Raw genomic sequence first — 12,910 nt, forward strand, 5'->3', positions numbered from 1 at the left:
TTTAATAGATCGTGAGAAGCGATCGCTATTTGGCGATCGCTTCCCCTTTTCATCCAAAAATACAAACTTTCCCTACACTACATATCCCTTTTGTCAACTAGAAGCTTTCACTGCTGCTTCTGCTTGAGAATGTAACAACAAACCGTATTCCAAGCCCTCTACCACTGCTTGATAGGAAGCCGCCAAAATATTGGTGGAAACCCCAACCGTCGTCCAGCGTTGACGACCATTGCCTGATTCTACCAACACACGGGTTTTCGCCGCAGTGCCCGTATGTCCGTTGAGAATCCGCACTTTGTAATCTGTCAAATCAAAGGTTGCAATTTGGCGATAAAAGTTCACTAAAGCCTTGCGTAAAGCTGCATCCAAAGCTGCAACGGGCCCGTTACCTTCCGCCGCCTCCAAAATATTTTTCCCGTCAACAGCGACTTTGACTGTAGCTAGGGCATTGCTAGCTTCTTTCCCTTCAATCAAGTCGCAGTGGACTTGAAAACCTTTGACTTCAAAAAACTTTTGGCGGTCTCCTAAAGCTTCGTGCATCAACAGCACAAAACTGGCCTCTGCTGCTTCAAATTGAAATCCTTCACTCTCCAAATCTTTGAGACGCTGGAGAATTTCTCTAGCCTCTGCCTTTTGCTGATCCAATTCAATCCCAAAACTGCGGGCTTTGGCTAAAACATTGCTCAGTCCAGACTGTTCCGAAATCACAATGCGCCGACGATTCCCGACTTGTTCCGGCTGAATGTGTTCGTAAGTTAGGGGATTACGTTCCACTGCTGATACATGAATACCGCCCTTATGGGCAAAAGCCGAACGTCCCACAAAGGGAGCGTGTTCATCTGGCGCAAGGTTGACAACCTCACTCACAAAACGACTAGCTTCTGTAAGTTGTGTGAGCTGGTCTTCTGTGATACAACTGTAACCCGCCTTCAGTTGTAAATTGGGAATTAACGAACAGAGGTTAGCATTACCGCAACGTTCACCGTAACCATTAATTGTGCCCTGTACCATCTTTGCCCCTGCCATTACGGCGGCTATTGCGTTAGCAACCGCCATTTCCGAATCGTTATGAGTATGAATTCCAATTTGGGGCATTGTCCTTTGTCCTTTGTCCTTGGTCATTGGTTCTTGACAAATGACTAATGACAAATGACTAATGACATCTTGAACAATTTGGCTAATTTCGTGGGGTAAAGTGCCACCATTGGTATCACAGAGGACTAGCCATTCCGCACCAGAGGCGATCGCAGCTTCTAATGTCTGTAAAGCATAATCTCGATTGTGCTTATAGCCATCAAACCAATGTTCAGCATCGTAGATAATGCGACGACCTTGAGAACGGAGGTACTCAATGGTGTCGCGAATCATCGCCAAATTTTCTTCTAATGTCGTCTTGAGTCCGGTTGTCACATGTAAATCCCAAGACTTGCCAAAAATCGTTACCCAGCGAGTTCCCGCAGCCAAAATATCCTGTAGCATCGGTTCGGTGGCGGCAGTGGAGTTAGGGCGTCGAGTCGAGCAAAAAGCAACAATTTCAGCTTGTTTTAGCGGATCTTCTTGAAGTTGCCAGAAAAATTGTACATCCTTGGGATTGGCACCAGGCCAACCACCTTCAATAAAGGGAATTCCCAGTTGATCGAGTCTACGGGCAATGCGTAACTTATCTTCTATCGATACAGATAGCCCCTCGCGCTGAGTGCCATCCCGTAATGTAGTGTCATAGAGCCAAAGTTGAGGTGAGGAATTTGTGGTCATAAAACTGGGACCGACGAGACAACTTTCGAGGCAATGTGTCAATATACAACAAAAAGCCAGTTTGGCAATTTAAAAATGCCTAAAGTACTAGCAGAAGATAAAACAATTGATTGCGAGTATGGAAGCAATCTCCGCAAGGTTTTGCTGCACAATAGTATTGATCTCTACAATGACGGTGCTAAAGTAATAAACTGTCGGGGCATTGGCAGTTGCGGTACCTGCGCGGTTAAGGTAGAGGGCAAAGTATCAGCAGCGAACTGGCGCGATCGAGTACGGCGTTCGCTTCCTCCCCATTCTCCTACAACAGACTTGCGTTTAGCCTGTCAAACTCAGGTTTTAGGCGACGTGAAAGTGACAAAGTTTGATGGATTTTGGGGACAGGGTTCTCAAATAGTGTGGACACCAAAAGGTTAAAAAGAAAGGAGTTAAGACAAGATGGGTAGATGGACACCCTTAATTTTAATGGCTGGCGGTTTAGCCATTCTGCTTGGTACATTACTGGGCATCAACTTTCCGATGGGCGTACAAACTGCTAACGCTCCCAGTGATAAGAAATCAGAAGTCCTGCCAGCTAATATCAATGTTAATAGCAGTGCTGGCAGCAAGAATGAAGAAACTGCAACAGAAGGAAACGAAACAACGGAAACAAACGAAAACAGACGCGGTATTGTAGCCCCAAGACCTGACAACAGGAGTAACGTTGCTCAAAATTCTGCCGATGACTCAACTGACAGTACAACAGATGGCAATACAGATTCTTCAGAAACCAGCACACCATCTAGCGATACAAATCAAGGCAACGAACCAATTCGCGCTTTGTGGTAAAGATAGATCCGTCTTTAGTTACGAGTTATAAGTTATAAGTTATGAGTTATTAGTTATGTACTAATGATAAATAGCTAATGATAGATGACTAATGACTAATGACTAATGATTAGTGAGACTGTGATTATTGGTGGCGGCGTTATTGGTTTAGCGATCGCCATTGAACTAAAATTGCGCGGGACAAACGTCACCGTGCTTTGTCGTGACTTCCAGGCTGCCGCTACCCACGCCGCCGCCGGGATGTTGGCACCAGATGCGGAAAACATCCCTAATGGGGCAATGCGTTCCTTGTGTTGGCGATCGCGTGCCTTATATCCCGACTGGACGCGCAAATTAGAAGAACTGACAGGCTTAAATACTGGCTACCGTGCCTGTGGTATCCTTGCACCCGTTTTTGAAGAGGCAGGGGGGCAGGGGAGCAGGGGGGCAGGGGAGCAGAGGAGTAGAGGGGAAGGTCTTTCCTCCTCATCTCCCTCATCTCCGGCTTACTGGTTAAACAAAGAGGCAATTCATCAATATCAGCCAGGATTGGGAGCCGAGGTAGTTGGTGGCTGGTGGTATCCTGAAGATGCACAAGTTGATAATAAGGCTCTCGCTTGCGTATTGCGGACGGCAGCTGAGTCTGTTGGTGTTGAACTCAAAGACGGTATTACAGTAGAAGCATTTTTACAGCAGCAGGGACAAGTGGTTGGCGTGCAAACCAATGTTGGAATAATTCGCGCCGCGCACTATGTTTTAGCTTCAGGTGCTTGGTCAAATGAATTGTTACCGCTACCTGTGCTACCTAGAAAAGGACAAATGCTGAGTGTGCGGATACCAGAAGTTTCGCCGGGATTGCCCTTGAAGCGGGTTTTGTTTGGGCAGAATATTTACATCGTACCAAGACGCGATCGCCTGGTTATTGGAGCAACAAGTGAAGACGTTGGCTTTATCCCCAACAACACCCCAGAAGGTATTCAAAAATTACTACAAGGTGCTATCCGCCTGTATCCCCAATTAAAGCATTATCCCATCCAGGAATTTTGGTGGGGATTTCGCCCAACTACCCCTGATGAATTACCCATTCTTGGCACTAGCCACTGTCAAAATTTAACCTTTGCTACGGGTCACTACCGCAATGGAATTCTACTTGCGCCCGTAACCGCCGCTTTGATTGCCGATTTAATCTTGGAACAAAAGTCTGACCCCCTACTTGCTGATTTTCACTATTCGCGTTTTCAGTCCAAGTCATCTACCTCCACCCCAATGCTGACTCACTCTGCCAATTTCTCTAACGGACATCACTCTGCTATATCCCCACTCCCCGCTCAAGACTCCCCACTCATTATCGCTGGCAAAACCTTCCAATCCCGCTTAATGACGGGAACTGGTAAGTATCGCAGCATTGAGGAAATGCAGCAAAGCATCGCCGCCAGCGATTGCCAGATTGTCACCGTAGCAGTCCGAAGGGTACAAACCAAGGCTCCGGGACATGAAGGTTTAGCTGAAGCCTTGGATTGGACGAAAATCTGGATGTTACCCAATACCGCAGGTTGTCAAACTGCCGAAGAGGCAATTCGGGTGGCGCGTTTGGGGCGAGAAATGGCGAAATTGTTGGGGCAGAAAGATAATAACTTTATAAAGTTAGAAGTAATACCCGATCTTAAGTATTTACTCCCAGACCCGATTGGGACATTGCAAGCAGCAGAACAACTAGTTAAAGAAGGCTTTGCAGTATTGCCCTATATCAATGCTGACCCCATGTTAGCCAAGCGTTTAGAAGAGGTAGGTTGTGCTACAGTCATGCCTTTGGCATCACCAATTGGTTCTGGACAAGGACTGAAAACAACTGCCAATATCCAAATCATCATCGAAAATGCAGGTGTGCCAGTAGTGGTAGATGCTGGTATTGGTTCACCCTCAGAAGCCGCCCAGGCAATGGAATTGGGAGCAGATGCTTTGTTGATTAATAGTGCGATCGCTCTTTCTCCAAACCCAGCAGCAATGGCTCGTGCCATGAATTTAGCAACAGTCGCCGGTCGTCTAGCATACCTTGCTGGCAGAATGCCTATTAAAGATTACGCCAGTCCTAGTTCACCTCTAACTGGGACGATTACTAGTTAGAAAATGGGGAGTAGGGCATGGGGCATGGGGAACAGCACAAGGGGACAAGGGGAAAAACTTGTTGTAAATTCTCACAAGTCACCTTGTCTCCTCTGCCCCTCTGCCCCTCTGCCCCTCTGCTCCCCTGCACCGCTGCCTCTTTTAAATCCCCAATGTAACGATTTATCTAGCAGTTTAAGACCAGATTTAGCATTTATGTAACATTAAATTAACGATAAAGATAAAGGAATTCATTCATGCCCTATACCAATGAAGAAGGCGGTCTTCTGAATAATTTTGCCCGGGAACCAAAGATTTATCAAGCAGAACCTCCCACAGAAGGGCAAAAGCGAACTTATCTCCTACTAGGAATTGCCGCTACAGCTTTGGTTGTCGGCTTGATTGTAGTCGCCTTCTTTGTTTCTAAGAGCAGTTGATCGTAAAACATTTTAAGAAAACTTCATTTTCTTTATAGTTTTTCAGGTTCCGATTTTAAGAGGGGCCTGCTTTTTTATTTTTTGTTAAAATTGAACTAGGAACAATAAAGTATATAATTATACTTTATTGTTCCTACTATAATTGAATGCTGAATATATCCTGAGTAGTACAACGTCTACTTGTTAAAAATAATTTTTAGTATGAGACCAATTTGAAAAAAGAATGATGACAGATACATACTCCCAAACCTTTGTTCCCTCTGGCTTTCTTAATTTTGAATTTTGAATTTTGAATTTTGAATTGGTATGAGTTTGTCCCACTGGATGCACCCAAAAAGGTTATATGTACTGTGTTTTGGCTCTTTAGCCGCTATGAGCGTGAATGATACTGCACACAACAATAATTCTACTTGGAATCGGCAAGTATACCACCGCCTAAAACTTGCCTTAAGTCTTGGCTTACGACGACAAATTCTTTTGGCGATATGTGATGATTTATACTTACGTAATCAGGTAGCAGCCCGTTTGCATTCTACATTAGCTTATCCTGTTGGACAGGTGCTATATCAATCATCAAATGCTCAGGAAAATAGCACTCCAGCTTATCCGCGATTAGTTACGTTGCGTTTGAATTTAAACGATCCGAACCCCATAATCCAGATTAATCAATGGTTGACTAATTATCCACCGCCAATTGTTGGGGCATCAAAAGATACTCCTGGAAAACCTTTTCCAGTACCAGCATTTCAGATTGTCGGCGTGGAGCATCTCACTAAGCAATCAGTAGCGACACAGCGGTTATTTTTGCACTATCTCCGCTTAAGCGAACAATATTTCTCTACACAAGAATCTAGCCGATTCCTGGAATCTAACTTGCTGTTGTGGATACCACGTCCTTGGTTATCGGCTATCAAGCAATCAGCACCACAGTTTTGGCGTTGTCGTACTGGCGTATTTGTGTTTGCTGGAGAACCCACACCAGCAACTCAGAATTTGGCCTATCCAGAACGTTTTTCACGTTCAGGAAGCTTGGATTTAGGGAATATTGAGCAGTCGATTCTAGATGAATCAGCTAACCAACCAGAACTCAGAACCGCAGCCACTGAGTTCAAGTTTGAGAATAATTCTGATTTCCCAGTAGAGATACAAGGGAATCGCGTACACAAAACTGAGGAAGTTTCACCATCACCAGCGGATTTATTGAAGGCTACGCCACAACAACAGGAATCTACAAATCGGTCTGGTAGTGGGAGTAATAATCAATCGCTGTCGTCTTTATCTTATATTAGCAGTGAGTTAACGGAGCTAATAATAGCAACAATTAATACAAATATTGCTCGAAATACAGAGGATTCCTTACAACCACAGCAGATTTTATTGGAGATTGAAGAATTACACGAAAAGCAAGTTTCAGAGGAGATACTGGCAGAGGCTTATCATCGGTTGGGTACTTTATACCGTCTTCGCATTGAGCAAGGAGAGGCAAATTTAGAAAACCTGATGGTGGCAATTATTGCCTATCAGGAGGCAATTAGCTATGACGAAAGCTCACCGCAACTCCCAGATATCTTGAATGATTTGGGTACACTCTACTGGATGCTATACCGCACACCACCCAATTCTGAGGAGGGACAAACTTATATAGAGCAGGCAATAGAATTTTATCAGTTGGCGTTAAAGATGATTTCGCCCCAGATACATTCGGAAACTTACGCTCGTGTGCAAAATAATTTGGGAACAGCCTATGGTGATTTAGCTCGTTTCTCTCACCCATCTGAAAATTGGCAGCAAGCTATTTTCGCTTACAGTGAAGCACTCAGCTACCGTACAGCGGATATGGATTCATTAAAGTATGCGGCTTGCCAGAATAATTTGGGTACTGCCTACTGGCATTTAGGGCAATACAATCAACCGATTGTGCATTTAAAGAAAGCGATCGCAGCTTACAATGAAGCACTTGCACACTACAACCCTGAAGAGGAACCGCTGAAGTATGGAATGATTCAAAACAATATCGGTACTGCGTATTGGAATCTGGCACAATACGAAAAACCTGCCCAAAATCTCCAGCTAGCTATAGATGTTTATAGCGAAGCTCTCAAGTATCGCACTCCAGCTAATGTTCCCAGTGCCTGCGCCGCTACACAAAATAATCTGGGTACTGCCTACTGGCATCTAGCAAACCTATCTGAGACTACTAAAGAGGCACAGCAAAAGTATCTGCAACTATGTATCAGCGCTTACGAAGAAGCTATAGCTTTGGCTAACTCACTTAGCGGCACTCCTTTAAGTTTTGATTTGCTTGCCTCTCACAATAACCTGGGACTAGCACATTATCAGCTAGTAATAGATAAGTCTTTTAATGGCGACAAAGCAACACGCTCTCAACACTTAGAAGTGGCATTAGATAACCATTTGCAAGCCTTAAACGGATTAAGTAAACAACCAGAAGCTTATCAAACAACCTTCGCTTATGTGGTGAAAACTATTCGTGCTTTTCATAATGAGTTAGGGATACAGGGACAAAATCTGGCTCTATCTAAAATTCCTAGCCAGTTGTTGTCAAAGATTTTGTCAAAATTATGAATCCCATTCGTCTCCATAGCGCGAGGAATGTCAAAAAACCATAACTTGATATCAGCTTGACAATTTATCGGTAAGTCAAGTAAGGTAGCGATGTCTACGACGGGCTACGCCTACACAATTACTAGACTTCTTGCATAAATCAAAAAAAGAACCCCACTTTCCCTTTGACTTTCGTTAAAGTCTCAACTCCTGCTGAGTTTAGCGTGTTAGAGAACTTTTTGCAAGAAGTTTACCGTTTTACTAATTACAAACTAGTGAAATATATTTTAAAAACCCATAATTTTAACTTAATAAATATAAATTATTCATTAAATTATTTTGAAATACACATAAAATTTTTATAAAAAATACAATAAGACGTTGGCGGATTTTCCGTAAATTTACTAAGGTAGATTGAAGACCTACTTGAAAGAAACTCCAGAATGATAATTAAAACCTAGAATTATGAAACTTAGTTTTGTTTTCGCTACTGCTATATCTAGTTTTTTTGTGAGTTTGACCACAGGATTTAGTTTCTCTGGTCAAGCACAAGCTCTAACTTTTTCTGGCATCTCTAGTGCGACATGGGGAAATCCTACTCCAGGAATCACTGATACTAATCCCATATATACAGGTGTGGGAAGTAACACATTTACTTGGGGTCAAGCTAATTCGTCACTAGGACTTCCAAATAAACTAACCTCTAATGGAACTTCCTTTTCTGCGGACATTAACTCTGTATTCAAAATAGCTGATTTAACTTACTTTAATGGAAAGGTACGCACTGATTCAAGCGTTGAATTTGTCCCTTTAAATCTTAATGTATCTTTCAGCCCACCTGTGGGAACCAGCCAAGTTTTTGACTTCAACTTGCGTTTAGTAAATACATTTAACGACCCAAAAGATCCTGAAAAAAGTGCAGACTTAGTATTCTTAGACACAAAATTGAGTAATCGCAGTTTTACCTTTGGAAGTAATAAATATACCCTTGAGTTAACCGGTTTTAATCTAGAGGGTCGCCAGATAAGTATTAAAGCTCTTGAAGAAGCTACAACTACAACAGCTATTTATGCCAAAATCAAAACTATACCCGAACCTGCGTCAGTGTTAGGTCTATCCTTGCTAGGGATATATCTAATATCTCGTAAAAATTCTTTGAAAATAAATACAGGGAATAGGGAATAGATATATACTGAGTTTTGTTCAAAAATTAAATAGGAGTGCTACATAACAATCCGATTTGATTTTTGAACTTATTTACGGGGACAGATAAGAGGCAACGGTCAAGAAGGCTCTTTCAATTGTACGGAGTTTTTTCATGCAATCAAAAATTTGGGTGATAAAAAAATGTAGAGACGTGATTTGTCACGTCTCTACAAAGGTTTACCATTTTTTTTGATAGACGCAATTCATCGCGTCTCTATGCAGGGTTAGGTTGGGTTCGGCTTTGAAGTAGCTGGATAATTGCAGCTTTTTCTAAGATTCCAACTAGGACGCCATTCTCACGAATCACGGGAAGCACAGATAGCTTTTGTTGTTCGAGTAACTGCATGACTTCCAGCAGAGGTTGATCTGATTGGACTGTGGTAGATTCGGTAATTGGTCGCATGACTTCTTTAACTTGAGTTTCTGACCACAGTGCTGTGGGGATGGTTCTTAAATTATCAACTGCGATCGCACCTACTAATTGTCCATCATCATCAGTCACTAAGAACCGATGCCAGTTTTGCCCACTTATGACTCGCTCATCAGCAAATTCTCTCAGGGTAAGATTAGCAGAGACAATCGGGCTGTCATGAGTTACAGCATCCTGAGCTGTCAAACCTGTAAGTTTTTCTTGGACTCTGGCAAATTGAGCCGAATTACCAGCATTTTGCAATAAGAAGAAGCCAATTAACAAATTCCAGAAGTTACCGGCGTTGCCAAATAATAGTAAGGGAACTACACCAGAAAGAATTGCTACCCAACCAAATATTTGCCCAACTCGACTCGCAAAGGTTATACCTTTATAAGGATTACCTGTAATTTTCCAAACGATAGCTTTCAGTATATTTCCGCCATCTAAGGGCAAGCCAGGAATCAGGTTAAATAGCGCTAATGCCAAGTTAACAGAAGCTAGAACACCAAGAATTGCAGCTAACGGTCCTGATGCAGCAGTAGTAACACCGATCACTGTAACGATACCGCACAATAGTAAGCTTACCATTGGCCCGGCGATCGCTACCCAAAAAGCTTCACCTGGGGTTTTCGACTCTTTTTCTAAGCTTGCTAAACCGCCAAATATAAACAGCGTAATGGATTTGACATCAATTCCCTGACCAATCGCAACAAAACTGTGGCCTAATTCATGGGCGACGACAGAGGCAAATAACATCAGCGCTGTCATCAATCCTAGTAGCAAAGCTAATCCCGCAGACAATTGGGGAAATTGCGCCGCCAATCCACTGCTATAGCTCCAAGTTACTAAACCCAGAACTAAAAACCATGACGGATGGATATAGAAGGGAATTCCGAAGAGATTACCAACGCGAATTGTGCCATTCATGTCGTTCACCTTTGATTTCAGCTTCGAGAGGTTTGCTTTCGTCCTTCTCGATGTCTCTAGTGTAACGAAAGGTTAAGAAATTTTAATCTTGATGGCAGTAGTGGTGCCCGTCCGTAAAGGTGTGGTTATTGGTAATATTGTCCAATAACTCTCACTACCTCTCGATCGCTACATCAGGCAGGCGACTCCATTCATTCCAAGAGCCATCGTAATTCCGAACATTCGGATAGCCCAATAAATATTTTAAGACAAACCAGGTATATCCAGAACGCCCACCGATGGCACAGTAGGGAAACACCTCCTTATCAGGCGTAATGCGCTTACTGTCATAAAGATTTTTTAATTCGTTAAATGATTTAAAAGTTCCATCCTCATTGAGAGTTAAGATATGCTCCAAATGCACTGCACCTGGAATATGTCCAGTACGTTCGCCTGCTTTTGGTGGCTGATTGAAAAACCACTCACCAGAGTATTCTCGCAGTGTTCGGACATCTAACAACACGCGATTGCTTCTACCTATCGATACCTGAACTTCATCGTGTAATACTCGCAGATGAGCATCAATACCTCTGGCACGGTAATCCGTAGAAGTAAACATAGATAACTCAGTTGCTAGTGGACGAATTTCTGATTTCCATTTTTGGTAGCCGCCATTGAGAACTCGTACATTTTCATGTCCAAAGACTTTCAACAACCAGAAAATCCAGGCTCCCGTTCCCGGATAACTGCCATAAGCAATCACTGTGGTGTCATTGGTGATGCCTGAACGTGCCATCAGCTTTTTAAAAGCGATCGCATCCAAATTCATCTTCAAGTCGGGCAAGAGTAAGTCTGTAAAGATGTTCCAGAAGACAGCACCAGGTATGTGAGCATTTTTGTACGGCTCTGGACTCATATCTACTTCAATAATGCGGATGTTTGGATCGTTAAGATGATTTGCAAGCCAATGGGTATCAACGAGAACAGACGGATCGGCGTATTGAGACATTTGTATTTCTCCTGTAATAGCGTGAAAAGAATTGAAACTTGTGTTTCCTCAACGATTTAGTCTTGGTTTTGGTTGGGAAATACGATGTGCGATGTCCGATGCACTAGGGTTATGGAAATAGAGAATAAGGAAAAGCCGATAAGTGGATGGAACACTGCTAGAGGAAAAGAAGTTTGCAAGTGAATTGTGAGAAATTGCAGTCCCAGTAGCACTGGCATAGTTGCTGTTAGGTTTCGGACTCTTCGAGGAAAGGGAATCAAAAACACCCATATCAACAAAATTAGTGAGAGTCCGCCATATCCTCGCACGAGCCAAATATGTAGGTTCCACCAATCAGAGTTGTAAAAGTAAGCCAATCCAACACTGAATATTTGGATTATTAAACAGAGATTGAAAAGCACTGCTGCGATCAAAAAACTGATTTGAATCCAGCGCCTGGATATCTGTGTGTCATCAATGCCAGAATTTACAGTCATGTAAAGTAATCCAAAAAACCAAACAAATTAGTCATTGGTCATTGGTCATTAGTCATTAATAAAGAGTTTTTTGGTACATAGCTCGCAACAGAGTGGGCGAAAAAACTAAGGACTAAGGACTAATAACTAATGACTCCGCGAAGCGGTTTGGTGTGACTAAAGCTAAGATAGGTCTGGTTGCGATACTGCGCCTAGACCTCGAACGAGTACACTTTGCAAATCATGGTTGCCTTACAAGCTCTATTTCATGGAATTGCTCAAGCTCAAGATGAACAGACTTTGCGATCGCACATATCCGCAGAAATGAGTGAGTATTTTTCAGCTACACGATGTGGGCTGTTTTTCTTTGCCCAAATTGCTATAGTTGACAGCAAGATTCAAAAAGCATTGCAAATTGCATTATCACCTCAACACAATCCAGTTGCACGCTACTTGCTAGAACGCCATGCCCCTGTTCATGAAGCTTTGGTAGTAGAACCTAAAACATGGAAATTGATTTGTCCTCGTGCCGATCACTGGCACGTTATGGCAGGGCCAATTGTCAGCAATGGTGAGTTAGTGGGTGTGGTAGGTTTGACGCGTCAGCAAGGAATGCCTGCATTTGATTCACAAAATCTTACAGATTTGAGTGCGCTTTGTCTGCATATTTCTACTTGGGTAGCAATGGCGCAATTGCAACAACCGCTATTACAGACAAAGTGTTTAACGCCTCGTGAAATGCAAATTGCTTCCTTGGTGGCTAAAGGACAAACCAATGCAGAAATTAGTGCTGAACTTTGGATTACTGAAAACTCTGTCAAGCAAGCCTTAAAAAGGATGTTTCGCAAGCTTGAGGTTTCATCTCGTGCTCACATGGTTGCAAAACTTTCCACAGTTTCAAAATAAATGACCTTTTATTGCCTGATCAATCCTGGATTTCTCTCCTTATGTCACAGAAGAAAGGCAGGAGGCAGGGGGCATGAGGCAGGAGGCAGGAGGTTTTAGAAAAGAATTTTCTCTGGAGGCGAAATAGTCTGAGAGCAACTAAATTTATTTATGAAAAACAAAAAAATATGTATTTTATTAAGTAGGCGCAAGAAATACAGCGTCCTTTTTAAATCTACTTTCGGCTGAGGCTTACGGCGCAAGTCTAAATTTATTTATGGGAATTCCTTCAGCATAGCTGCCTTCTGAACTTGCCCCCTGATAATCATTTCTAGCAAAATTCAAGTGAAACGTTATCAGGGGTGTATTTTCT

At 42.7% G+C, this 12,910-nt stretch carries 11 protein-coding genes; 7 read left to right on the forward strand and 4 right to left on the reverse strand.

Annotated elements, in window-relative coordinates; genetic code table 11:
* Nucleotides 1-93: 93 nt before the first annotated feature.
* A complete protein-coding gene (gene cimA, locus HWQ43_RS33315; RefSeq protein WP_292741650.1) occupies nt 94-1,755 on the reverse strand; it encodes a citramalate synthase in 1,662 nt (553 codons plus the stop codon).
* Nucleotides 1,756-1,830: 75 nt separating this feature from the next.
* On the opposite strand from cimA, the gene HWQ43_RS33320 reads away from it, so the two are divergent.
* The 6 genes from HWQ43_RS33320 to HWQ43_RS33345 all read left to right on the forward strand — a co-directional run bounded on the left by HWQ43_RS33320 (nt 1,831) and on the right by HWQ43_RS33345 (nt 8,849).
* Nucleotides 1,831-2,169, forward strand: a complete 339-nt coding sequence (locus HWQ43_RS33320) for a 2Fe-2S iron-sulfur cluster-binding protein (RefSeq protein WP_292741651.1) — start codon at nt 1,831-1,833, stop codon at nt 2,167-2,169.
* Between the two features lie 21 nt (nt 2,170-2,190).
* On the forward strand, nt 2,191-2,580 hold the full coding sequence (locus tag HWQ43_RS33325; protein WP_292741652.1) for a hypothetical protein: 390 nt from the start codon (nt 2,191-2,193) through the stop codon (nt 2,578-2,580).
* Between the two features lie 105 nt (nt 2,581-2,685).
* Nucleotides 2,686-4,683, forward strand: a complete 1,998-nt coding sequence (gene thiO / locus HWQ43_RS33330) for a glycine oxidase ThiO (protein ID WP_292741653.1) — start codon at nt 2,686-2,688, stop codon at nt 4,681-4,683.
* A 236-nt stretch (nt 4,684-4,919) separates the two neighbouring features.
* Nucleotides 4,920-5,099, forward strand: a complete 180-nt coding sequence (locus HWQ43_RS33335; protein WP_292741654.1) for a ssl1498 family light-harvesting-like protein — start codon at nt 4,920-4,922, stop codon at nt 5,097-5,099.
* A 372-nt stretch (nt 5,100-5,471) separates the two neighbouring features.
* Nucleotides 5,472-7,685, forward strand: coding sequence for a tetratricopeptide repeat protein (locus HWQ43_RS33340; RefSeq protein ID WP_292741760.1), 2,214 nt, complete (start codon nt 5,472-5,474; stop codon nt 7,683-7,685).
* A 444-nt stretch (nt 7,686-8,129) separates the two neighbouring features.
* Nucleotides 8,130-8,849 (forward strand): choice-of-anchor K domain-containing protein, encoded by a 720-nt coding sequence (locus HWQ43_RS33345; protein WP_292741655.1) that lies wholly within the window; start codon nt 8,130-8,132, stop codon nt 8,847-8,849.
* Nucleotides 8,850-9,084: 235 nt separating this feature from the next.
* Here HWQ43_RS33345 and HWQ43_RS33350 read toward each other — a convergent pair whose 3' ends face one another.
* From HWQ43_RS33350 to HWQ43_RS33360, 3 genes are all read right to left on the reverse strand, one after another.
* Nucleotides 9,085-10,209, reverse strand: coding sequence for a site-2 protease family protein (locus tag HWQ43_RS33350; protein ID WP_292741656.1), 1,125 nt, complete (start codon nt 10,207-10,209; stop codon nt 9,085-9,087).
* Between the two features lie 154 nt (nt 10,210-10,363).
* Nucleotides 10,364-11,197 (reverse strand): sulfurtransferase, encoded by an 834-nt coding sequence (locus HWQ43_RS33355; protein WP_292741657.1) that lies wholly within the window; start codon nt 11,195-11,197, stop codon nt 10,364-10,366.
* A gap of 56 nt (nt 11,198-11,253) precedes the next feature.
* Complete coding sequence (locus tag HWQ43_RS33360; RefSeq protein ID WP_292741659.1) at nt 11,254-11,673, reverse strand: DUF6220 domain-containing protein; 420 nt, start codon at nt 11,671-11,673, stop codon at nt 11,254-11,256.
* Nucleotides 11,674-11,895: 222 nt separating this feature from the next.
* Here HWQ43_RS33360 and HWQ43_RS33365 point away from each other — a divergent pair, with 222 nt between their 5' ends.
* Nucleotides 11,896-12,558 (forward strand): LuxR C-terminal-related transcriptional regulator, encoded by a 663-nt coding sequence (locus HWQ43_RS33365; protein WP_292741661.1) that lies wholly within the window; start codon nt 11,896-11,898, stop codon nt 12,556-12,558.
* Nucleotides 12,559-12,910 lie beyond the last annotated feature (352 nt).

Origin of the sequence: Nostoc sp. JL31 (genome assembly GCF_017114965.1) — a bacterium.
In the GTDB taxonomy this organism is placed as follows: domain Bacteria; phylum Cyanobacteriota; class Cyanobacteriia; order Cyanobacteriales; family Nostocaceae; genus Nostoc; species Nostoc punctiforme_A.